21 protein-coding genes are annotated in these 21,376 nt (G+C 69.5%); 9 read left to right on the top strand and 12 right to left on the bottom strand.

The window, feature by feature from the left end:
- The first annotated feature begins 1 nt into the window (after position 1).
- The 3 genes from ACWGSK_RS07655 to ACWGSK_RS07645 all read left to right on the top strand — a co-directional run bounded on the left by ACWGSK_RS07655 (position 2) and on the right by ACWGSK_RS07645 (position 4,880).
- On the top strand, positions 2 to 1,027 hold the full coding sequence (locus ACWGSK_RS07655; protein WP_452455463.1) for a hypothetical protein: 1,026 nt from the start codon (positions 2 to 4) through the stop codon (positions 1,025 to 1,027).
- 77 nt (positions 1,028 to 1,104) lie between these two features.
- Positions 1,105 to 2,301 carry an MFS transporter gene (locus ACWGSK_RS07650; protein ID WP_358515241.1) on the top strand — a complete coding sequence of 399 codons (1,197 nt, stop codon included), beginning with the start codon at positions 1,105 to 1,107 and terminating at the stop codon, positions 2,299 to 2,301.
- 56 nt (positions 2,302 to 2,357) lie between these two features.
- Entirely contained in the window at positions 2,358 to 4,880 is a 2,523-nt protein-coding gene (locus tag ACWGSK_RS07645) for a penicillin acylase family protein (protein ID WP_452455462.1), read from the top strand.
- Between the two features lie 54 nt (positions 4,881 to 4,934).
- Here the strand turns inward: ACWGSK_RS07645 and ACWGSK_RS07640 are convergent, their stop codons facing one another.
- Positions 4,935 to 5,807 (bottom strand): oxidoreductase, encoded by an 873-nt coding sequence (locus tag ACWGSK_RS07640; RefSeq protein WP_358515246.1) that lies wholly within the window; start codon positions 5,805 to 5,807, stop codon positions 4,935 to 4,937.
- A gap of 81 nt (positions 5,808 to 5,888) precedes the next feature.
- Between ACWGSK_RS07640 and ACWGSK_RS07635 the strand changes: the two genes are divergently transcribed.
- From ACWGSK_RS07635 to ACWGSK_RS07620, 4 genes are all read left to right on the top strand, one after another.
- Positions 5,889 to 6,473 carry a TetR/AcrR family transcriptional regulator gene (locus ACWGSK_RS07635; protein ID WP_358515249.1) on the top strand — a complete coding sequence of 195 codons (585 nt, stop codon included), beginning with the start codon at positions 5,889 to 5,891 and terminating at the stop codon, positions 6,471 to 6,473.
- Between the two features lie 56 nt (positions 6,474 to 6,529).
- Positions 6,530 to 8,149 carry a sensor histidine kinase gene (locus ACWGSK_RS07630; RefSeq protein ID WP_452455461.1) on the top strand — a complete coding sequence of 540 codons (1,620 nt, stop codon included), beginning with the start codon at positions 6,530 to 6,532 and terminating at the stop codon, positions 8,147 to 8,149.
- 19 nt (positions 8,150 to 8,168) lie between these two features.
- The gene (locus ACWGSK_RS07625) at positions 8,169 to 8,855 is read left to right on the top strand and encodes a response regulator (protein WP_452455460.1); all 687 of its coding nucleotides are present in this window, start codon (positions 8,169 to 8,171) and stop codon (positions 8,853 to 8,855) included.
- A gap of 106 nt (positions 8,856 to 8,961) precedes the next feature.
- Entirely contained in the window at positions 8,962 to 10,221 is a 1,260-nt protein-coding gene (locus tag ACWGSK_RS07620) for an alpha/beta hydrolase family protein (RefSeq protein ID WP_358515258.1), read from the top strand.
- Positions 10,222 to 10,266: 45 nt separating this feature from the next.
- Here the strand turns inward: ACWGSK_RS07620 and ACWGSK_RS07615 are convergent, their stop codons facing one another.
- The 4 genes from ACWGSK_RS07615 to ACWGSK_RS07600 all read right to left on the bottom strand — a co-directional run bounded on the left by ACWGSK_RS07615 (position 10,267) and on the right by ACWGSK_RS07600 (position 13,850).
- Positions 10,267 to 11,088 (bottom strand): ABC transporter permease, encoded by an 822-nt coding sequence (locus tag ACWGSK_RS07615; protein WP_452455459.1) that lies wholly within the window; start codon positions 11,086 to 11,088, stop codon positions 10,267 to 10,269.
- A complete protein-coding gene (locus ACWGSK_RS07610; RefSeq protein WP_358516024.1) occupies positions 11,085 to 12,005 on the bottom strand; it encodes an ATP-binding cassette domain-containing protein in 921 nt (306 codons plus the stop codon). The genes ACWGSK_RS07615 and ACWGSK_RS07610 overlap by 4 nt, the downstream gene beginning before the upstream one ends.
- Before the next feature lie 101 nt (positions 12,006 to 12,106).
- Positions 12,107 to 12,769, bottom strand: coding sequence for a leucine efflux protein LeuE (gene leuE / locus ACWGSK_RS07605; RefSeq protein ID WP_452455458.1), 663 nt, complete (start codon positions 12,767 to 12,769; stop codon positions 12,107 to 12,109).
- A 502-nt stretch (positions 12,770 to 13,271) separates the two neighbouring features.
- Positions 13,272 to 13,850 carry an acyl-CoA-like ligand-binding transcription factor gene (locus ACWGSK_RS07600; protein ID WP_358516029.1) on the bottom strand — a complete coding sequence of 193 codons (579 nt, stop codon included), beginning with the start codon at positions 13,848 to 13,850 and terminating at the stop codon, positions 13,272 to 13,274.
- 166 nt (positions 13,851 to 14,016) lie between these two features.
- On the opposite strand from ACWGSK_RS07600, the gene fdhA reads away from it, so the two are divergent.
- Positions 14,017 to 15,237 carry a formaldehyde dehydrogenase, glutathione-independent gene (gene fdhA / locus ACWGSK_RS07595; protein WP_452455457.1) on the top strand — a complete coding sequence of 407 codons (1,221 nt, stop codon included), beginning with the start codon at positions 14,017 to 14,019 and terminating at the stop codon, positions 15,235 to 15,237.
- A gap of 25 nt (positions 15,238 to 15,262) precedes the next feature.
- On the opposite strand, the gene ACWGSK_RS07590 is transcribed toward fdhA, so the two are convergent.
- Positions 15,263 to 15,463, bottom strand: a complete 201-nt coding sequence (locus ACWGSK_RS07590; protein WP_358516035.1) for a hypothetical protein — start codon at positions 15,461 to 15,463, stop codon at positions 15,263 to 15,265.
- 45 nt (positions 15,464 to 15,508) lie between these two features.
- Here ACWGSK_RS07590 and ACWGSK_RS07585 point away from each other — a divergent pair, with 45 nt between their 5' ends.
- Complete coding sequence (locus ACWGSK_RS07585) at positions 15,509 to 15,703, top strand: DUF1918 domain-containing protein (RefSeq protein WP_358516037.1); 195 nt, start codon at positions 15,509 to 15,511, stop codon at positions 15,701 to 15,703.
- Between the two features lie 94 nt (positions 15,704 to 15,797).
- On the opposite strand, the gene ACWGSK_RS07580 is transcribed toward ACWGSK_RS07585, so the two are convergent.
- Genes ACWGSK_RS07580 through ACWGSK_RS07555 form a run of 6 tightly spaced genes read right to left on the bottom strand, consistent with a single transcriptional unit; the run spans position 15,798 to position 21,173 of the window.
- A complete protein-coding gene (locus ACWGSK_RS07580; protein WP_358516039.1) occupies positions 15,798 to 17,042 on the bottom strand; it encodes a cytochrome P450 in 1,245 nt (414 codons plus the stop codon).
- Positions 17,033 to 18,331, bottom strand: a complete 1,299-nt coding sequence (locus ACWGSK_RS07575) for a cytochrome P450 family protein (protein ID WP_358516041.1) — start codon at positions 18,329 to 18,331, stop codon at positions 17,033 to 17,035. Before ACWGSK_RS07575 ends, ACWGSK_RS07580 begins: the two co-directional genes overlap by 10 nt.
- A complete protein-coding gene (locus ACWGSK_RS07570; protein WP_358516043.1) occupies positions 18,328 to 18,936 on the bottom strand; it encodes a GTP-binding protein in 609 nt (202 codons plus the stop codon). Before ACWGSK_RS07570 ends, ACWGSK_RS07575 begins: the two co-directional genes overlap by 4 nt.
- Positions 18,908 to 19,273: a DUF742 domain-containing protein gene (locus ACWGSK_RS07565; RefSeq protein ID WP_358516049.1), complete on the bottom strand. Its 366-nt coding sequence runs from the start codon at positions 19,271 to 19,273 to the stop codon at positions 18,908 to 18,910. The genes ACWGSK_RS07570 and ACWGSK_RS07565 overlap by 29 nt, the downstream gene beginning before the upstream one ends.
- A complete protein-coding gene (locus ACWGSK_RS07560) occupies positions 19,273 to 19,683 on the bottom strand; it encodes a roadblock/LC7 domain-containing protein (protein ID WP_358516045.1) in 411 nt (136 codons plus the stop codon). The genes ACWGSK_RS07565 and ACWGSK_RS07560 overlap by 1 nt, the downstream gene beginning before the upstream one ends.
- The gene (locus ACWGSK_RS07555) at positions 19,683 to 21,173 is read right to left on the bottom strand and encodes an ATP-binding protein (RefSeq protein WP_452455456.1); all 1,491 of its coding nucleotides are present in this window, start codon (positions 21,171 to 21,173) and stop codon (positions 19,683 to 19,685) included. The genes ACWGSK_RS07560 and ACWGSK_RS07555 overlap by 1 nt, the downstream gene beginning before the upstream one ends.
- Positions 21,174 to 21,376 lie beyond the last annotated feature (203 nt).

Raw genomic sequence — 21,376 nt, 5'->3', positions numbered from 1 at the left:
TGTGAACCTGCGACTGACCTACCTCGACTCCCACGTGGATCTACGGTTCGCCCCCGGCACGGACCTGGAGCCGACACTGCGATTCCTCGGCACCCACCTCACCATCGCTCCGACCCCGGACCAGGGCCCCGAGCCCTTGGCCACGCTGTACGTGCACGCGTCCCCGACACGTACGCCTCCGGCCGACGTCACCTGGTCGGAGGGGTTCGTCCGGCGCAGCGCGAGCGATTTCTTCACCATCCCCGCCAAGTTGGCGTCTTCGAAGGGACGCGAGTACGTGGAGTGCGTCCGCAGCGGCACGCGCTTCGTGTTCGACCGCGAAGAACGGCGCGTCGACGTCACCGTCACCCCCGGTACAGGCCTGGAACCGGTGGAATTGCTCCGTGAACTGGTGCTGCGCGACCAGGAGAACCGGGGCGCGTCGGTCCTGCACGCCACCGCCGCCCACCGCGATGGTGAGGCAGTGCTGGTCGTGGGGGCCAAGGGCGCTGGAAAGAGCACGATCTTGCTGGAGCTGGTGGAGCATCACGGTTTCGAGGTCCTGAGCGGCGACAAGACGGTGGTGCGTCCCGGTCCGGACGGGGCGCCGCTGGTGTCGGGATGGCCGGACTACCCACACCTGGGCTACGGGACCATCGTCAAGTATCCGGGGCTGGCGGAGATCGCTGGCGCCGTGAACGAACCCGAGGGACACGCATTCTCTCCCCTCGGCAAATACGCGGTGGACCCCGGCCCCTTCCGGGAGCGTTTCGCCAATGCGGCGCCCGGCACGACCGTCCCCGTGCGTGCGGTCCTCTACCCCTCCGTCGGTCCGGGTCCCACCGAACTCACCCCCTTCCGTCCCGCCCCGAGCGACCTGGCGGGCCACGCCGAGTCGGGGTTCGACGGCCCCGTCTGGCATCACTTCGTCCCGGACCTGCGCGAACGATGGGTGGAACAACGCTCGCACCTGCTCGCGTGTCTGGCCGAGGTGCCCTCTCTGCGACTCACCGGCATGGGGGATCTCGCGAGGGTGTCACTGCCCTGACCTCCCCCGGTTTCCGGTCGGATTGTCGGTGGTGCGGGGTACGGTCGCCGCCTCCCCCACTTCCGGAAGGCGGCGCGGTGCCCCCGACGAACACCCGCGAGTCCCCCTGGCGATTCAGTCGCGACGAACGCACCCTCGTGTTGGGCGCCCTGCTCAACTCGATGGCGTTCTTCGCCGCCCTGCCGTTCGCGGCGCTCTACCTCGCCGACCGCACGGACCTGCCGACCGCGGGTATCGGGGCGGTGGTCGGTGGTATCGCCATGATCGCGGCGCTGGGCGGCCTGGCCGGCGGGATGCTCGCCGACCGCTTCGGCACGGTCCGGCTGATGCGGCTGGGACTGCTCTCGAACGTCCTGGTCTACGTCGCGCTGGCCTTCGTCACCGCGCCGGTCGCCATCATCGCCCTGTTCCTGTGCCTGGGCGTGGGACGCACGATGGTCGAACCGAGCATGAAGAAGCTGCTGTCGCTGGCCGACACCGGCGACGGGCGGATCTTCCGGGTCCGCTACATCACCCTGTGCCTGGGCGCGATCGTCGGCCCCGCCGTGGGCGGTTTGCTCTACCACGCGAGCCCGACGGCGTTCTTCCTGGTGCCCGCCGCCTTCTTCGCCCTGTACCTGGCGGTGATGGTCGTTCGTGGCGACGAGTTGGCACGCCTGGACTCCCCGTCCTCCGGTGGTGCCGGCTCCGCCTGGACCGCGGCCCTGCGCGATCCGCTGCTCCTGGCCGCGATCGGCGCCGGCGCGGTGGTCTTCCTGGTGTTCTCCCAGATGGACACGGCGATCCCGCTGTACATGAAGGGGACCTACGGGGACCGAACGGAGTACCTGTTCGCGTCGTTGCTGGTGGTCAACGCCGTGCTGGCGTTGTTGGTGCAGCCTCTGGTGATCCGGCTGTCCGAACGTCTGCCCCAGGGCCCGCTGGTGACGGCGGGCTGTGCGTGCTTCGCGGTGGCGTTCGCCTTCGTATGGCTGGGGACGAGCGCTGTGGTGGCGCTGTACGTGGCCATCGTGTTCTGGACCCTGGGCGAGGCGATCCTGCTGCCGTTGCCGGACATCGCGGTCCACGCCATCGCCACCGACGACCGCAAGGGCACCTACTTCGGCCTGTCCGAGCTGCGTTACCTGGGGTTCTTCGTCGGCCCCGTCCTGGGCGGGGTGCTTCTGGACCTGTCCGCCCCGGTCTACTTCACCGGCATGGCCCTGGCGATCTTCCTCTGCGTACCGCTCCTGTCACGCACCGCGAAGGCGGACCTACCACTTGGTAACAATTGAAAACGGCAGCCCATGAGACCTAGAGCACGTGAGCCGGGACACTCTAGGGTTCCGCCATGGGTGTATTGCGTAAGCGTGTCCTTCTTCGTGTCGTTTTGGGGTTTGTCGCGGTCGTCGCGTCGCTCGCCCTGATCACCGCTCTCCTCGGCGTGTGGGCGGTGCGCAGCTCCTTCCCCACCACCGATGGGGAACTCTCCCTGCCGGAACTGAACGCGCCGGTGAACGTCCTGCGGGACGAACACGGGGTCGCGCACGTATACGCCGACAACTCCGATGACCTCTTCGTCGCCCAGGGGTTCACCCACGCCCAGGACCGCTTCTGGGAGATGGACTTCCGCCGTCACGTCACCGCGGGCCGCACCGCCGAACTGTTCGGCCCGGACCAGGTCGAGACCGACGTCTACCTGCGCACCATGGGCTGGCGCCGCGTCGCCGAGCAGGAGTACGACCTGCTCTCCGAGGAGACGCAGGGGTACCTGGACGCCTACGCCGCCGGGGTGAACGCCTGGATCGAGGACAACGAAGGGCTTTCCGCGAGCCTGGAGTACGGACTCCTGGGCATCACCGCCGACGACTACACCGTCGAGCCCTGGACCCCCACCGACAGCCTCGCCTGGCTCAAGGCCATGGCCTGGGACCTGGGCGGCAACCTCCAGGAGGAGACCGACCGCGCCCTGCTGCTCTCCAACGGCCTCGACCGGGAACGGATCGAGGAGCTCTACCCGGAGTACCCGACCGAGCGACACGCACCCATCACCGACACCGAAGAGCACAACGGCACCGAGCCGGAGGCCGACCTGTCCCGGGGTCCAGAACTCCCCGAAGAGGCCTTGGACGCCCTCGGCGGCCTGCCCGCCGTCCATGACGCCGTGCCCGACCTCCTCGGCCCCTCGGACAGCCCCGACATGGGTTCCAACTCCTGGGTGGTCTCCGGGGAGCACACCGACACCGGCGCTCCCCTGCTGACCAACGACCCCCACCTGGGCGCCTCCATGCCGTCCACCTGGTACCAGATGGGCCTGCACTGCACGGAACTGTCCGAGGAGTGCCCCTTCGACGTCAGCGGGTTCAGCTTCTCCGGGCTGCCCGGTGTGGTCATCGGCCAGAACGAGTCGATCGCGTGGGGCTTCACCAACCTCAACCCGGACGTGATGGACCTCTACCTGGAACAGGTAGAGGGCGACAACTACGTCGTGGACGGCGAGGAACGTCCCCTGGAGATCATCGAGGACACCATCGAGGTCTCCGGCGGTGAGGACATGGACATCACCATCCGCTCCACACACCATGGCCCCATCCTGTCCACGACCGCCGCCGGCGGGAACCTGCGCGAGATCGGTGCGACCCCCTCCGAGGGCGACGACTCCCCCTACGCTGTCTCCATGCGGTGGACCGCCCTCCAGCCGGGAACCACCGCCGACTCCATCTTCGCCCTGAACCGCGCACGTGACTGGGACGACTTCCGAAGCGCCGCAGCACAGTTCGAGGTACCGGCGCAGAACCTCGTCTACGCGGACGACGAGGGCAACATCGGCTACCAGTCCCCCGGTCTGGTGCCGGTGCGCGGCAAGGGCGACGGCCGTTGGCCCGCCCCCGGCTGGGACTCCGGCTACGACTGGGAGGAGGAGTACCTTCCCTTCGACGAGCTGCCCAGCGTGCTCAACCCCGAGTCGGGGATCATCGTCACCGCCAACCAGTCGGTGGTCGACGAGGACTACGAACACTTCCTCACCACCGACTGGGACTACGGCTACCGCAGTCAGCGGATCAACGACCTGCTGGCGGAGGCGGTCGCCGACGGCCCGGTGACCATCGAGGACATGGAACGCGTCCTGATGGACTCCCACCACGGCGCCGCCGTCGACATCACGCCCCACCTCTTGGACGTGGACGTGGACGGAACCACCGCCCAGGCACAGGACGAACTGGCGGACTGGGACCACTTCAACGAACCCGACTCCGCGGGCGCGGCCTTCTACAACGCGACCTGGCGTCACCTGCTCCCCCTGCTCTTCGACGAGTTGGGCGAGATGGACATGAACAGCAACTCGCGCGGCATGTACGTGGTGACCGGGCTGTTGGAGGACCCCGACTCCCCATGGTGGGAGGGCCGGGAGGTCAGCGGCCGTGACGAGGTACTGGCCGCCGCCATGGACGAGGCCGCCGAGGAACTCACCGAACTGCTCGGCGACGATCCCGCCGCCTGGCGCTGGGGCGATCTGCACACCCTCACGGCCACGCACGAGTCGTTCGGCAGCTCGGGGATCGGCCCGGTGGAGTGGCTGTTCAACCGCGGCCCGGTGGAGAGCCCGGGGGGTTCGAGCATCGTCAACGCGACCGGGTGGAACCCGGCCGAGGGGTACGGCATCACCACGGTCCCGTCCATGCGGATGGTCGTCGACCTGTCCGACCGGGACTCCTCCACCTGGATCCACCTGACCGGCAACTCGGGGCACGCCTTCCACCCCAACTACGACGATCAGTTGGAACCATGGTCCGAGGGAACGTCACTGCCGTGGGCGGTGACGGAGGAGGCCGTGCGCGAGGCGAGCACGGACGAGCTCACCCTCACCCCATAGGAACCATCCGGGATCGGGGCGGGGACCACGAGGTCCCCGCCCCGACGCGTGGGCTCACAGCGGGAACGAGGTGCCGGTCCACTCCTCGGACAGCTTCCACAACCGGCGGGCGGCGTCGGTGTCCTGGGCGGGTCCGCTACGACGGACCAGGCCGGGCGCGCCGGCGCCGAACATCCCGGTGGGGCCGGCGTAGGCCGCCCCTGGCACGTCCTGGGTGGCGGCGTAGATCGTCGGCAGGGCACCGGCCGAGGCACTCTGCGCGATGACCTTGTTCAGCACCCGCATGAACCGGTCCTCCAGCGCCTTCTCGGTGCGCCCCTGAAGGTTGGTGGCCGCGTAGCCGGGGTGGGCCGCGGTCGCCAGTACCGAGGACCCCACCTCCTCCAGTCTGCGCTGCAGCTCCAGGGTGAAGAGCAGGTTGGCCAGCTTCGACTGACCGTACGCCCGATAGGGGGTGTATCCCTTCTCGAAGTTCACGTCCTCGAAGTGGATCCCGCGCGCGGTGGCGTGCAACCCGGAGGACACGGTGACCACGCGCCCGGTGACGTGTTCCAGGAGCAGGTTGGTGAGGGCGAAGTGGCCCAGGTGGTTGACGCCGAACTGGGTCTCGAAACCGTCCACGGTGCTGGACCTGGGGATGGCCATGACCCCGGCGTTGTTGACCAGCAGGTGGAGGTCGCCCTTCCAGTCCTCGGCGAAGGCGCGCACCGAGGAGAGGTCGGCGAGGTCGAGCCGACGAACCTCGGTCTCACCGGGGATCGCCCGAGCGGCCTCGTCCCCCTTGGCGGTGTCGCGGACGGCCAGGATCACACGGGCCCCGCGCCCGGCCAGGACCTTCGCGGTCTCCAGACCGAGGCCGCTGTTGGCCCCCGTGACGACAGCGGTCCTGCCACCGAGATCGGGCAGGTGGACGTTCTTCTCGCTCATCCCCACACCGTAGATCCACCGCCGGAAGGCTGTCCACGGCCGCCATGATGACGCCGTCAACATCCCTCTATGCTGGTGAACATGGCCGAACGTCCCTACCACCACGGAGACCTGCGCGCCGTACTCCTGGCCGGTGCGGAACGCACCCTGGCCGACCGCGGACCCGCCGCGATCTCCCTTCGCGAACTCGCCCGTGAGGCGGGCGTGAGCCATGCCGCCCCCGGCCGGCACTTCAAGGACAAGGGGGCGCTGTTGGACGCCCTCGCGCTCAGCGGTTTCCAGCGGCTCAAGGCCGCCCTGCGACGCGCGGACGTCGGGGACGCCGACGCCGAGACCCGTGTCCTCGCCCTGGCCCTGGCCTACGTGGACTTCACCCGGGCCAACGGCGCCCTGCTGGACCTGATGTACTCCCGCAAGCACGACAGCGACGTCGCCGATCGGCTCATCACCGCCATCGAAGAGCTGCTCGACGTCGTGCTCGCCCCGATCGTCCAGGGTCAGCACGCCGGCGAGATCGTCCAGGGCGACCCGCAGTCGATCGCCTACACCGTCGTCTCCACCCTGCACGGTTTCGCGTCCCTGACCGCCGACCACTCCGAGGAGAAGTTCGACGGGGTCCTCCCGCAGGTCGTCCACCACCTCCTCCAAGGCCTCGCCCCGCGCTGACCCACCGATCGGAACCCCCACCTTCCAACAGGCGGATCCCTCGTAGCCTGGTCACCATGAACGCATCGGCGGTCTCACACCGGCGCGGGTTCGCGCCCGCCGTCGACCTCCTGCTCTGGGCGGTCCTCGGTGGACTCGCCGTGGCCGAGCTCTCGGGGGACGAGGGTCGGTCCGGGTTCGCCGAGAGCACGGTCGCGCTGGCCGTGGTGGCGATCGCGGTCGGATCGTTCCGCCGGTCGCCCTCGGTCTCCCTCGCGGTCGCGACCGCCTACGCCACCGCGCAGACGGTTTCGACGGGGCTGGGGTTGTTCACCACGCTCTACCTGTTCGTGCCCGTGCTGGTGGTGGCCGTCCTGTCCTATCGGTACGGCCTGCGCTCGGATCGCCCCGGTCCGGTGGTGGCACCCGCGATCCTGGCCGCGGCGGTCACGTTCACGGTGAACGCTGCCGCCGCGGCGGTGTTCGGACTCGACACCCGGGCCTACCTGTCGTCGCTGGTGGACTGGACCGGCGGCGCGCTGGCCCTGGTGCTGGCGTTGGTGGCCCCCTGGCTGTTCGCCCGATACCAGCGGCGACGCCTGAGCGCGACCCGGGGCGCCTGGGCACTGGCCGAACGGATGGAGCGCACCCGCGCGGCTGAGGCCGACCGCGCCCGCCTGCGCGAACGTACCCGCATCGCCTCCCGCATGCACGACTCCCTGGGCCATGACCTGGCGCTGATCGCGGTGCGCGCGGCGGCCCTGGAGATGTCCGCCCAGGACGACCCGGAGCGGCGGGAGGCCGCCTCGGAGCTACGAGAGGCGGCGCACGAGGCCAACCTTCGGCTGCGCGAGGTCATCGGAGTGCTGCGTGAGGACTCCGACCGGGATTCCGCGGAACCCGAGGAGGGGATCTCGGCGTTGGTGGAACACGCCTCGGACGCCGGGCTCTCGGTGCGCCTGCTGCGGGAGGGGCCCGATCCGGAGGCCGGTTCCGTGATGGGCCGCACGGTTCACCGGGTGGTGCGGGAGGGCCTGACCAACGCCGCCAAGTACGCGCCCGGCGGCGAGGTGTCGGTGCGCGTGGTCCGGGGAGAGGACGCCGTCCGGGTGACGGTCACCGACACCGGACCGGTGGAGACCCCGATTCTTCCCGCGCGCACCGGCGAGGACGCCGGCGGGTTGGCGGGGCTGCGTGCCCTGGTGGAGGAGCACGGTGGCGAGATCACCGCGGGTCCCGGGGAACAGGGCGGCTTCGAGGTGCGGGCGCTCGTCCCGGAGCGGCCCGAGGACATCGTTTCGGACGAACCCGCCTCGCAGACGGGCCGGTTGCGTTCGGAGGCCGACGAACGGGCCCGACGAAGCCTTCGCACCGCCCTGATCGTGCCGGTGGCTCTGACCACCGGCCTGATCGGGTTCGGTTTCCTGACACTGTGGTGGCTGGGCGAGAACTCGGTGCTACCACCGTCGAGCTACGAACGTCTGTCCGTGGGAGACACCGTGGAGAGCGTCCAGGAGGTGTCGCCCCGGTTCGAGTACCCGGCACGCTCGGTCGACCATCCTCCCCCGCCGCCACCCGAGGCGGACGACTGCCGCTTCTACCTGGTGGAACACGAGAGCGGGCTGCCGCCCGTGTACCGGCTGTGCTTCGACGACGGGGTGCTCGTCGCCAAGGAACACATCGAACGGCACGATTAGCCACCGCTACCCTGGCCCGGTGAGCGAGACGAACGGTGACGCGACGATCCGGGTGGTACTGGCCGACGACGAAGCCATGATGCGCGCGGGGATCCGGGCGATCCTGGCGACCGTTCCCGGATTCGAGGTGGTGGGCGAGGCCGCCGACGGCGCCGAGGCGGTGTCCCTGGTCGCCGAGCTGGCCCCGGACGTGGCCCTGTTGGACGTGCAGATGCCCGGCACCGACGGGCTCGCCGCCACCGAGACGATCACCGCCGAGCACCCGGGGACGTCCGTGGTCATCCTCACCACCTTCTCCGAGGACGCCTATATCGCACGGGCGCTGTCCGGGGGCGCCACCGGGTTCGTGCTCAAGTCGGGCGACCCGCAAGAGCTGGTGTCCGGGGTGCGCGCGGTGGTGGACGGTGGCGCCTACCTGTCGCCCGAGGTCGCCCGGCGGGTCATCGACGAACTGGGGGCGGGCGGCGGCCGGCTGTCGCGTGCCGTGTCCGCCCGGGAGCGCGTCGCCGCGTTGACCGACCGAGAGCGCGATGTGCTGGCGTTGCTGGGCGAGGGTTGTTCCAACGACGAGGTGGCTCGCCGGTTGACGATCGCGCCGGGTACCGCCAAGGTGCACGTGCGGTCGATCCTCGCTCGCCTGGACCTGCGCAACCGAGTGCAGGCCGCGGTGCTGGCGCACGAGGCCGGACTGGTCGACCCGGCCTGACGGGTCCTCGACGCCCCGGCGGAGCCCGTGTCTACCCCTTAGTGACTAGTCGGACGGTGTCGCTCAGGCGATGTGCCCGAGGGTGCGCGCGTCGCAGGATGCGGACATGGTCGACACGAATCCATCTCCGCACCCATCCGCGTCCCGACGCGCGTTCGTCCACTCCGCCGCCGCCCTGGTCCTGGTGACGTCCTTCTGCGTGCCCGCCGCCCACTCGGCCGTCACGACCGGGGATCCACTGGTGCTCTCTCCTCCAGAACCGACCGGCCCACACGCCGTAGGGCGCACCGAGGCCCACCTGGTCGACACCTCTCGGGGGCACCCATGGGTGGAGGGTGAGACCGAACGCGACCTCATGATCGGGCTCTGGTACCCGGCCCGGGCCACCCCTTCCGCCGAGCCGGCGCCCTACGTATCCCCCTCCGTGGCCGACGCGCTGTCCGGCTCCCTGTACGGCGCCGGGGTACCGCGCGGTGCCGTCGACGCCGCCTCCTCCACCGCCAACGCCCTCCAGGACGCTCCGGTCGCCGAGGAGACGGAGGACATGCCCGTCGTGCTGTACTCGCACGGGTTCGGTGGGTCGCGGTACACGAACGCCGCCAACCTGGAGGAACTCGCCTCGCACGGGTATCTGGTGGTGGCCATGGACCACCCCTACGAGTCCATCGCGGTCGACCTGCCAGACGGCCGGGTGCTGCGGAACAGCTACCCGGACCGGGAGACCCCCACCTACCGGGAGGCGATCGACACGCGGACCCTGGACACGCGCTTCGTGCTCGACGCCCTGGAGGAGGGCGCCCTCCTGCCCCCGTACCTGGCCGAGGCCGCGGACACCGACACGGTGGGCATGTTCGGGCACTCCGCGGGCGGGCTGACCACCGGGGAGGTCATGCTGGTGGACGATCGGGTCGCCGCCGGCGCGAACCTGGACGGGAGCATGGCCTACCACGTGAGCGACGAGGCGTGGGCGGACGTGACCACCCGCGGGGTGGAGCGCCCGTTCGCGTACTTCGGCGCCGGGCTGTCCGGGGCGGACCTACCGCACCACAGCCGGCACCACCGCGACCTCGAACTGTTCCGCTCCGCCTCGACCGGCCCCTACTTCGAGGTCCACATGGCCGACGGCGAGCACAACTCCTACAGCGACGACCAGTGGGCGTTGCCGGCTTTGGAAGCCGAGCACGGACTGTCCGGGCGGTCCTGGGAGGACCGGCTCGAAAGCATCGGACCGATCGATCCCGAGACCTCGATCGCCGCCCAGCGGGCCTATCTGCTCGCCTTCTTCGACGCCCACCTGCGCGGAACGGAGGAACCGCTCCTGTCCGGGCCGTCTCCGGAGTTCCCGGAGATGGAGGTCATCGACTGAGCTCACCGGGCGCGGCCCGCCCCCGTGCCGACCGCGCCCGGTGACTCACACATCGCGTGCCCGCAGTTCGGACCAGGCGGCCAAGAGCGCGGCCACGGTCCAGCCCACCACCACGGTCACGTTGATCGGCCCGTCGAAGGGCGCGGTGTAGAAACCGACGTCACCGGCGGCGTAGAACTCGACCCCGGCCAGGCCCGGGGTGAGCGCGGCCAGGTCGTCGACCAGGTCGATCCCCGACAGCTGCATCACCATCGGCAACCCCAACAACAGCAGGAACCCGACCAGGACGGTGCTCGCGGTCCCCCGCAGGACGGTCCCGATCCCGACGAACAGGGCGGCGAACAGCGCCATGCACACCCCGGCGCCGAAAACGGTGGCGAGCACGTCCCCGAGTGGGAAGGTCACGCGCGAGGCCAGCAGCACCGCGAGGATCCCCATCCCGGCCAGCCCGGCGACGATCGCCGTGCCGAACGCCAACGCCGCGGTGACCAGGACGCGGGCGGTGAGCACCACGGCCCGGTCGGGGTTCCACGTCAAGGTCCCCACGATGCTCCGGTTGCCGAACTCGTCGGTGGCGGCCAGCGCCGCCAGGACCAACACGGTGAACTGCACCAGGTAGAAGTAGCCCTGTGAGGTGAGTTGGGCGAACTCCACCCCGTCACCGGAAATGGGGTTCTCCAGGGCCCTGGAGAGTTGGGACCAGCCCATCAGTCCCGCGAACACGGTCATCCCGACCACCGCCGCCACCAGGCACCACCACGTGGAGCGTAGGGAGGAGCGGCGGACCCACTCGGCCGCGACCTCCCGGCGCAGCGACCGCCACCGGGACGACCGTGGCGTCGAGGTCTCCCCTCTCACCGGCCTCATGAGCGCACCTCCTCTCCGGCACCGGCCGTGTACTCGACGTCGGCGCCGGTCAGTTCCAGATAGGCCTGTTCGAGCGACGCGCGTTCCGTCCACAGACCATGCACTCGCGCCCCGACCTCATGCGCGAGGTCGCCGACCCGTTCCACCGGCACCCCGAACACGCGCAGGGCCCCGTCGCCGAGGTCCTCGACCCTGCCCTCCCGCGCCAACCGCGCCGGCAGGCGGGTGTCCCCGAAGGAGTGGACCACCACATGGGTACGCGACCAGGTGGCGATCGCCTCGTCGAGGGAGGCGTCGGCCACCAACCGGCCGCGACCCACCACCAGCAGCCGGTCGGCGACCTGTTCCATCTCGCTCATCAGGTGGCTGGAGACCAGCACGGTCCGTCCCTCGTCCGCGAGCCGGCGGGTGAGTTCGCGCATCCAGCGCACCCCGTCCAGGTCCAGGCCGTTGACGGGTTCGTCGAAGAGCAGCACACCGGGGTCGGCGAGCAGCGCGTCGGCGATCCCCAACCGCTGCCGCATCCCGAGCGAGTAGTCGGCGACCCTGCGGTCGGCGGCCCCGGTCAACCCGACCTCGTCCAGGACCTCATCCACCCGCCGGCGGGGAAGTCCGCACACGTGGGCCTTGGCCCTCAGGTGGGCGCGGGCGGTGCGACCGGGGTGGGCGGCGCTCACGTCCAGGAGCGCGCCCACCTCACGGGCGGGCCACCTCAGGTCCTCGTAACGATGGCCGTCCACCAGGGCGCACCCGGACGTGGGTCGGGTCAGTCCCAGGAACATGCGCATGGTGGTGGACTTCCCGGCACCGTTGGGGCCGAGGAACCCGGTCACCCGTCCGGGCTCGACGGTGACGCTCAGGGCGTCAACGGCGGTTCGCGGCCCGTAGCGTTTGCTGAGATCGCGTGCTGTGAGCACGGTGGGATCCCTTCGTGGTCGTCCGTTGGGAGAACCACGCTAGGAACGCGAGGGGTACCGCCACATCGCCATTTCGTCGGCCCCCGTCTACCCACTTGTGCTCAGGCGGTGCTCAGGGAGAGCTTCACGGCGAACCCGAGGAACAGCGCGCCCGCCGCGGAGGTCGCGCCCGCGGAGAGGCGCCTGCGCCGTCCGAAGGCCGCGGAGATGCGGGTGCCGCTGAAGATCAGGGCGGACAGGTACACGAAGCTGACCAGCTGCATCAGCAGGCCCAGGACCAGGAAGGACAGCGCCGGATAGGCGTAGGTCGGGTCGACGAACTGCACGAAGAAGGAGATCAGGAACAGGATCACCTTCGGGTTGAACAGCGAGACCACCAGGGCTCGGCGGTAAGGGTGCTCCCCCTTGACCGGGGTGGGCGCGGCGTCGGCGGCGCGCTGTTCCTCGGCGCGTTGGTGCCTTGAGGCCCACATGGCGTGCGCGGTGCGCAACATCCCGATCGCCATCCACACCAGGTAGGCGGCGCCCGCGAACTTGATGACCGCGAAGACCACCGGGTTGGTCTGCAACAACGTGGCGGCGCCCGCGGCGGCGAGGATCATCAGCACGGCGTCTCCGGTGAAGACCCCGGCGGCGGCCGTGTACCCGGCCCTTGTCCCACTGCGCGCGGCGACGGAGAGCACGTAGATCGAATTGGGCCCGGGAAGGAGCACGATGAGGATGAGCCCTGCCAGGTAGGTGGGCAGGTCGGTGATACCGAGCATGGTGAAAGTGTTTCATCCGGCCGTCGGACACCACCAGGGCTGTTCCAGGTGGCGAGCCCCACTCACCGAGCCTTCGCCGTGGGAATGGTGTCCGGCCGGGCCCACACCCCGCCGGACACCCTTCGCCACGGGTGCGCCCGTACACACCCACGCGGGCAGTCTTCCCTGCCCGTGCGCACCGACCGGTCCGCGCGTGGCCCGATCGGCCCACCACGGGAAGGGGCCTTGCCTTGAGGTCCGGTTTCCCGTGGGGAAGAGATGCTACGCACAGGAATACGGAATTCCTCGTTTCGGACGACTATTGGCCGAATTCGGCCACCGAATTCGGCCACCGTCGTTTCCTTCTCCCGAAGCCTTTTACCACTTTCGCCACATCGGGCACAAAGGCCCCGAAAACCCCGTGGATCACCCGGATCGGAAAGCTCTGGGCTCACATGGGCCCCGCGACGACCGGGGTCTCGACGCCGTGGTCCGGTACCCGCCCGGGGCGCGTCTCCGGCGCTCAAAGCGGGAGGCCCTCCCGCAGCAGACCGATGGCCTCGTCCAGTCGGGCCGCGAGGTCGGCCCCCTCGGTTTCCTCCTCCAGGCCGGCGGACACCGAGGCCAGGGTTCCGATGATCGCCCCGGCCCAGACCCGGACCCGTGGTTCGTTCCGGTCGCGGCCGGTACGGTCCGCGGCGGCGTCGCACAGTTCCTCGATTCCGGTCGCGTACCGGTCCATCAGCGTCGCGCGCAGTTCGGGAACGGAGAACAGGAGACGTCGCCGCTCGCGGTCCTGTTCCCGTTCGGTCTCGTCCATCCCGCCGTAGACCTCACGGATCCCTGCCCTGAAGGCCTCCGTCGGCGAGTGTCCCTCGGGTTGGTCCCTGAAACGGGCGAACACCCACGGCAAGACGTCCTCGCCCAGGACCGTCTCCGCCTTTCCGGGGAAGTACCGGAAGAACGTGCTCGGCGAGACGTTCGCGGCAGCGGCGATCTGTTCGGTCGTGGTGGCCTCGTACCCGTGTTCCCGGATGAGCCGCGACGCCTGGCGGCCGATCTCCGCGCGTGTGGCGGCCTTCTTCTGTTCTCGCAACCCCATGACCACATCATGACGCGACCGGGCCGCAATCCTCATCGGGTAATGAACCTTCCGGCCCGGTTAGTCACCCCCGCCACAGGAAACGTCTCAGGCACGCCCTCCGAGCACGAGGGCGTTCCACGAACGTTGGTCCTCGCCGCGTGGCGGCAGAGAGGTGGAAGGGAAGATGACCGGCAACAGAGGAGTGGTCTACCAAGGCTCCGGGCGGGTCGAGGTGCAGGACATCGCCTACCCGGAGTTCGAGCTCAAGGACGGCCCGGGCGTGAACCCCGCGAACGTGGGGCGCAAGATCCCCCACGGGGCGATCCTGAAGGTCGTGGCGACCAACATCTGCGGCAGCGACCAGCACATGGTCCGGGGCCGCACCACCGCCCCGGAAGGGATGGTGCTGGGACACGAGATCACCGGAGAGGTGGTCGAGACCGGACCCGACGTCGAGTTCGTCAAGGTCGGCGACCTGGTCTCGGTACCGTTCAACATCTCCTGTGGACGATGTGTGAACTGCAAGGCCAGGCGCACCGAGATCTGCCTGAACGTCAACCCCGACCGCCCGGGGTCGGCCTACGGCTACGTCGACATGGGCGGATGGGTCGGTGGCCAGGCGCAGTACGCGCTGGTTCCCTACGCGGACTGGAACCTGCTGAGGTTCCCCGACAGGGACCAGGCCATGGAGAAGATGCTCGACCTGACGATGCTCTCCGACATCTTCCCCACCGGCTTCCACGGTTGTGTGACCGCCGGGGTCACCGTGGGGTCGACCGTGTACATCGCGGGCGCCGGACCGGTCGGTCTCGCCGCGGCGGCCTCCGCACAGCTCTTGGGCGCGGCGGTGGTGATCGTCGGCGACTCCAAGAAGGAGCGTCTGGCCCAGGCGCGCGGGTTCGGCTGCGAGACCATCGACATCTCCGAGGGCGATCCCGGCGACCTCATCGAACAGGTCCTGGGCGCACCGCAGGTGGACTGCGCGGTGGACGCGGTCGGCTTCGAGGCCCATGGAAGCGGGGACAAGGCCGGTGAGGAGGCGCCCGCGAGCGTCCTGAACGACGCCATGGACGTCACCAAGGCCGGCGGTTCCATCGGCATCCCGGGTCTGTACGTGACCGGTGACCCGGGCGCGTCGGACGAGGCCGCCAAGGTGGGTTCGCTGTCGATCCGCTTCGGGCTGGGCTGGTCGAAGTCGCACGCCTTCTTCACGGGCCAATGCCCGGTGATGAAGTACCACCGGCAACTGATGATGGCGATCCTCAACGACCGCGTGCAGATCGCGAAGGCGGTCAACGCGGTGGCGATCTCGTTGGAGGAGGCCCCGGAGGGCTACCGGTCCTTCGACCAGGGGGCCGCGAGCAAGTACGTGCTCGACCCGAACGGCTACCTCGGCACCGGGTGAACGCTCGTCGCGGACCGTTCGGCCATCATTCGAGGAGCCGACTCACGTACAGGATGGCACCCGCGACCAGAGCGGCCAACGCCGCCGAGGCGACCATCGAGGCCAGACCGAGGACGACACCTTCGAGGGCCACCCACGATTCCAGGAAGTTCCGGACGGGGGTCCTCGTGACGACGAAGACGAGCACGAAGACGACGAAGGCGATGACGGGGAGGACCTTGTTCACCCGGACATCCTAGGGCTCAACCGAATCATCGTTACGGGAGGAACCATGCGAGCGACGGTCGGGGACCATCTGCACACGCACGGTGTCGCCAGTTCCCGAGGCGAGCGGGAGGCGGAGATCATCGAGGTGCGCGGGGCCGGCAACGGCCCGCCCTACCTGGTGCGGTTCGCCGACGGCGAGGAACGGGTCATCTACCCGGGCCCGGAGACCGTGGTCCGTCCACGGGAGCCGGAGGACTGACCGTCCCGCCCGGGGTGGGCCGCCGGGCTCGTCGATGGTCATCGACCACGACGGACCGGCGGTCCGACCGAACCGGCCCTACTTCAGGCGCGCGTCATTTCAGGCGCACGTTCAGGTGGGTTCGCGAGTTGACCACGATCGTGGGTGAGCGCGGCACGTCACCGACCACCGACAGCTCGGGCCAGCGGGCGAAGATCGTCTTCAGGGCGATACCCGCCTCCATACGGGCCAGGGGCGCGCCGATGCAGAAGTGCGCGCCGTACCCGAAGTTGCTGTGGGCCGCGCCCTCACGCTGGATGTCGAACTCACCGGCGGTGGGACCGAAGCGCTCGGGGTCACGCCCCATCGAGATGTAGGAGACGAACACCGGGTCGCCCTTGGCGATCTTCACCCCCGCCGCGGCCGGGTGGATGTCCGCCCCGTCCACGTCCTCGGTGGCGAAGCGGGTGAAGAAGTTCGCGGTGGGCGAGTCCCAGCGCATGGTCTCCTCCACCGCGTTCTCCCAGGGCACCTCGCCCGAGAGCAGGAGACGGAGCTGCTCGGGGCGGGCGCTGAGCGCGTGCACGGCGTTGAGCAGCAGGTGGGTGGTGGTCTCGTGACCGGCAGCCAGCACCACGTACAGGGTCACGACCAGGTCCTCGCGGGGAAGGCGGTCCTCCTCCGGCAGTGCCAACATGGCGCTGACCAGGTCGTCGCCGGGCTCGCGTTCGAGCTTGGCCACGTGGGCGTCCAACCAGGCGTGCAGGCTCAGTTCGGCGCTTCGCCCCTCACTCACCGTGTCGTCGAACAGGGCGTTGTACAGCCGGCCCAGTTCGTCGTGGTCGGCCTCGTCCACTCCGAGCAGGTAACCGATCACGCCCATCGGCAGCGGCCAGGCGAACCGCCCCCGGAAGTCGATCACCCCGTCCTCGGCCTCGTCCGCCGCCTTCTCCATCTCGCCCACGAGGCGCTCCACCAGGGAGGTGACCAGGGGGGTCAACGCCTCGACCCGGCGGGCCGTCAACGCCTGCGCCAGGGGACGGCGCAGCTTCCGGTGATCGGCGCCGTCGGTGTTCACGACCGAGTGCCCGGAGGGCGCCGCGATGCTGATCAGCGGCCAGTCATCGGGGATCTCCCCCTCGTTGAGGGCCCTCCAGTACCCGGGGTCCTTGGTGAAGCGGACGTTGTCCTTGAGGAGGTTGCGCCCCGCTGCGTCGCCGGCGACGCCCCACATAGGGACGCCGCCGGGAAGTGCGATCGGCACGATGGGGCCGTGCTCGCGCATCTTCACGGCGTCTTCGTGCAGGTCGGGGCTGAGGGGATCGAGCTGGTGGACCGGTCTGGACAGGCTCAGAGCCACAGAGAGTCTCCTAGGGGATCAGCTGAGGTGACAGGCGGGGTGAAACGGACCGGCAGCGATTCCAGGGCCCGGATCAGGACCTGGGGCTGCCAGCGCAACTGGTCGGCGGGGACGGCCAGATGCAGATCGGGGAGGTGGGTGAGAAGGGTTTCGATGCCGGTGACCGTGATGATCTCGGACAGGGTTCGGGCCGCGTGGGGGCAGCCGTGGGGGCCGTGTGAAAAGGACAGGTAGGCCCGGCTGTGGTGGCGTTCCTGGCCGGGCGGACGGAACAGCGGATCCTGGTGGGTGGCCGCCAAGCCGAGCAGCACCAGATCACCGCTCTGGATCGTCGTACCCGCCAACTGGGTCGTACGAACCGCCCAACGGCCGGCGAAGATCTGCGTGGGGCTGTCGTCCTTGAGGACGTCACGGGCCGCGTCGGTCACCGAACGACGACCACGCGTGAGCGCGTTGGTGTGCGTCTGGTCGGTCAACATCAGCCTGATGGTGTTGCCGATCCAGTTCGCACTGGTCTGGTGACCGGCGATGATGGACACGAAGATGTCCGCGCTGAGCTGTTCCCGGGTCAGCCCCAGCCCGCTGTGCGCCAGGTGTGCGGCGATATGGGGACCGGGTTCGCGCATGGCGCGGTCGGCCAGTTCGTCGGTGACGGCCTGAACCTTGCGCATCCCCTCGTTGGGGTCTCCGCCGACCGCCCCCATGAGCTGGAGGAAACCGGTGACCAGGTCATCGTGGAACTCCTCCGGGGCGCCGACCGCCCACCCCAGGGCCATGACCGGCAACCGTTGCGCGTAGGCGAGGATCAACTCGGCCTCGCCCTCCTGGGCGAACTCCTCGATCAGTCGTTGCGAGGACCTGCGGCAGAACTCCTCGAACTCCCACTGGTCGATGCGGGCGAACCCGTCGCTCAGCACCGCCGAACGACGCCGATGCTCCGCACCCTCGGTGTAGAGCATCGACTTCGTGGCGAAACCGCCACCGACCAGCGGCCACATCGGCCATTCGGGTGGCAGGTACTCCCCCATGTTCCACCGGGTGTAGGACCGGGCGAACAGGTCGGAGTCGGAGGTCACCTGGAGCAGCTCCGAGTAACCGACCACCAGCCAGGCCGGCACGTCCCAGGCCATCAGGACGGGGACCACGGGTCCGTGACGCCGACGCATCTCGGCGAACAGTCCGGGCGAGTCCCGCTGGTACCGCTCATCGAGCAGGCTCAACGCGTTCCGGTGCGTCTCCGGAAGCGGCGGCAGGCGCGGGTGTTCGATCTCGGTGTTCGCTTCGGTCATCGGGCCGGCTCCTGTTCCAGGATCTGCTGACGGTGCACGACCAGTTCGGCGAGGGCCGTGCGAACCTGTTGGGGGTCGCGGGCGTCGCAGCGCACGAGCGGCGTACCCGGGTCGATGTCCAGGCTGGTCCGGATCTCCTCCAGACTCCACTCCTCGGCCTCGTCCGCGAAGGGATTGTGGACCACCAGGTAGGGCAGGCCCGCTCGTTCGACCCGGTCGAGCGCGGCGAACGAACCCTCCACGTCACGGGTGTCGACGAGCACGATCGCGCCCACCGCGCCCTGGCAGAGCCGTTCCCAGAGCGCGTGGAACCGCTTCTGTCCGGGGGCGCCGAACAGGTACAGCACGATCTGGTCGTCGATGCTGATCCGACCGAAGTCGAAGGCGACCGTGGTGGTCGTCTTGTCCGGGCGCAGTTCCAGGCCCTCGTCCACACCTGCCCCGGCCTGGGTCATCTCGGCTTCGGTGGTCAGCGGCTTGATCTCGCTGATCGCACCCACCATCGTGGTCTTTCCCACCCCGAAACCGCCGGTGACGAGGATCTTCATCGAGATCGCGGCGGACGGCGCCAGGGGTTCATAGGGGGAGGTTGATGAGCCCAACACGCAGTTTCTCCAAGAGTTGACGGTCGTCGGCCGGGGAGGCGAACGCCGAAGTGGACCGGTCTGCGGCTCCACCGGCGGAACGGATCACGATGTGCCCGCGATCGACGAGGTCGGCCAGCAGGATGGTGACCGCGCCCAACGGGATCCCCAGCCGCGCACCGAGCTCGGCGGGGGCGATCGGCCGGTCGCATATCCGCACGATGTCGGCCTGTTCGAGGGACAGGCCTGCCGTGTCGGAGCGTTCGGTGACCACCAGTGCGAAGGGATCCAGCCTCAGAGTGGTACCGCTGCGCCCACCGACCACCATGAACAGGCCATCGGGAACGTCGGGATCCATCACGACAGACCCGCCTCGCCACCGTGCCTGCTCGGCGTGGCGAGCTGCTCCGGCAGGCGCTCGACCAGTCGGCCCATCTCCGTGGCGACCACGCCCAGGTCGGAGGAGGGGCTCGTCAGGTCGGTGAGCACGGCCAGCGCCGACCCCGAGCCGGCCCCCATCACCAGCAGGTGGTGGGGATCCAGATCCACCGCGACGGTGCGGACCGGGTCGGTGATGCCGAACACGGAGTTGACCTGACCACCCGTGGCCAAAAGCCCACAGGCGGAGGCGGCCAGGCCATCGGCCTCGTCTCTGCCCAAAGTGCTGTCGGCCGAACGGACCAGACCGTCGGTGGACAGCAGGAGCACGTGACGCACTCCGGGAAGCTCGCGCAGCTTGTCCATGAGCCAGGTCAGGTTGGTCAGCATCAGGAGTCCTCACGATTCTCGGCGGCAGGGTTCGGTGTCGGCCGTGTGTGGGCGTGCCACTGGGCGATCCGAAGGCTGGTCGCCACCCGGTCCCGGGGTGGCTCGACGGTCTTGGGGGCGGCCGCCTCGTCGGGGAGGGTGGCTCCGCGACGCCGCCGGGGCAGTTGCCGGGGACGCTCGGCGGAAGGTTCCGAAGAGGGCTCGGCGGAAGGCTCGACCGGGGCCTGGGGACCACGGGTCGGGAGGGTGGAGAGCGGTTCGGTGGCGGCGGGGTCGGCGACCGGCTCCGCGGGGGCCTGGACCGGCACCGTCGGAGCGGAGGAGGACACCGCGGGAGCCGGAGGGACCACGGACACGGCGGCGTCGTCGGTGCGCAGGAGCCCATTGCGCGGGATCCACACGGTCGCACGGGTGCCGCCGCGGGGCGACGGGGAGATGTCGACCCGAATGCCCAGGGGGTCGGCGGCCCGACGGACCACCAGCAGACCCAACTGGTTGGCGGAGAGCTCGGAGATGTCCGGGGGCCGTTTCGGGTCGAGGCGACGACGCACCTCGGCCAACTGTTCCTCGGTCATGGCCAGACCGCTGTCGTCGATGTGCACGCCGAGCCGCATGGCGGTGTTCTCGAAGTGCACCACGACGGCCTCGGAGGGTGCGGAGAAGGCGGTGGCGTTGTCGATCAGTTCGGCCATGATCTGGATGATCGAGTTGACGGCGCGGCCCTCGACCACCACCGGGGTGGTGGGCATGTTCATCTGCACGCGGGCGTAGTCGGGGACACTGCCGACCGCCGCGCGGACCAGTCGTTCGACGCGCAGGGGTTGGGTCCAGTTGCGGCCGATCCGGTCGGCCTCGGCCACGGTGAGCAGGCGCTGGATGAGCATCTCCAGGCGGGAGAGACCGGCCTCCACGACCATGAAGTCCTCACGCATCCGCTCACTGGCCCCGGTGGAGTCGAGGGACTTCCAATAGGGTGCGCTGCGTTGTTGCACGTCGGCGCGCAGCTGTGCGACACCGGCGCGGGCGCGGTCGGCACAGCCCTTGACCACGCTGAGGAGTCTTCGGCGCTGTTGGTGCCCACGCCAGAGCGAACGGGTGACCGCCTCCACCAGTGGTCTGGTGGCGGGGTCGGGGCCGTCCGCGGAGTCGACCTCGGCGAGGACGGTGTCGGTCGAGGCTCCTTCTCGGATTCGCCGCGTCACCTGTGGGAACAGGTCCTCGGTCACGGTGCGGGCGGTGCGGTCGCGTTGGGCCAGTGCCGACTGAAGTCGGTCGGCCCGGGCCTCGGCGCGGGCCGCCGCGGCCCGGGCCTCTTCGATCAACCCGGCGTCACGGCGCGCCGATTCGGTCGCGCTTCGCCGGGCCTCCCGCAGTCGCAGGGTCGTGTAAACCATCGCGGCCAGGAGCACGATCGTGCTCGCCGCCAGTACCCACAGCCAGATCTGTGTGGGGGCGGACTCCACTGGAACCGCTGTGTCTGTCAGCAGCATGCCTTGGTCGATTCACTTCGAGAACGGGCCGGGGAAGGGACGTCGAAGGACACAGAGAGTTGGTCCGGGGATGCGGGTGAAGAAGGTTCGTGGTTCAGCCGTCGTGCACGGACTGCGGGGGATTCCAGGAGGTCTTCGCGATGGGAGATCCGCCGTGGGTGTGCGGACTCGCCGCGAGGGCCGACCCAGGTTGGTGTCAGCGG

Source organism: Nocardiopsis sp. NPDC055551, from assembly GCF_053619415.1.
The sequence above is the reverse complement of the archived record's forward strand: the minus strand, read 5'-3'. Positions and strand labels throughout refer to the sequence as shown.

Excerpts from the sequence above, each read along its gene's own strand:
- ACWGSK_RS07620 (WP_358515258.1), top strand. The coding sequence starts at position 8,962 with ATGGTCGACACGAATCCATCTCCGCACCCATCCGCGTCCCGACGCGCG.
- ACWGSK_RS07575 (WP_358516041.1), bottom strand. The coding sequence starts at position 18,331 with ATGACCGAAGCGAACACCGAGATCGAACACCCGCGCCTGCCGCCGCTT.
- ACWGSK_RS07555 (WP_452455456.1), bottom strand. The coding sequence starts at position 21,173 with ATGCTGCTGACAGACACAGCGGTTCCAGTGGAGTCCGCCCCCACACAG.
- ACWGSK_RS07585 (WP_358516037.1), top strand. The coding sequence starts at position 15,509 with ATGCGAGCGACGGTCGGGGACCATCTGCACACGCACGGTGTCGCCAGT.
- fdhA (WP_452455457.1), top strand. The coding sequence starts at position 14,017 with ATGACCGGCAACAGAGGAGTGGTCTACCAAGGCTCCGGGCGGGTCGAG.
- ACWGSK_RS07565 (WP_358516049.1), bottom strand. The coding sequence starts at position 19,273 with ATGGATCCCGACGTTCCCGATGGCCTGTTCATGGTGGTCGGTGGGCGC.
- ACWGSK_RS07615 (WP_452455459.1), bottom strand. The coding sequence starts at position 11,088 with ATGAGGCCGGTGAGAGGGGAGACCTCGACGCCACGGTCGTCCCGGTGG.
- ACWGSK_RS07630 (WP_452455461.1), top strand. The coding sequence starts at position 6,530 with ATGAACGCATCGGCGGTCTCACACCGGCGCGGGTTCGCGCCCGCCGTC.
- ACWGSK_RS07600 (WP_358516029.1), bottom strand. The coding sequence starts at position 13,850 with ATGGGGTTGCGAGAACAGAAGAAGGCCGCCACACGCGCGGAGATCGGC.
- ACWGSK_RS07635 (WP_358515249.1), top strand. The coding sequence starts at position 5,889 with ATGGCCGAACGTCCCTACCACCACGGAGACCTGCGCGCCGTACTCCTG.
- leuE (WP_452455458.1), bottom strand. The coding sequence starts at position 12,769 with ATGCTCGGTATCACCGACCTGCCCACCTACCTGGCAGGGCTCATCCTC.
- ACWGSK_RS07560 (WP_358516045.1), bottom strand. The coding sequence starts at position 19,683 with ATGCTGACCAACCTGACCTGGCTCATGGACAAGCTGCGCGAGCTTCCC.
- ACWGSK_RS07645 (WP_452455462.1), top strand. The coding sequence starts at position 2,358 with ATGGGTGTATTGCGTAAGCGTGTCCTTCTTCGTGTCGTTTTGGGGTTT.
- ACWGSK_RS07640 (WP_358515246.1), bottom strand. The coding sequence starts at position 5,807 with ATGAGCGAGAAGAACGTCCACCTGCCCGATCTCGGTGGCAGGACCGCT.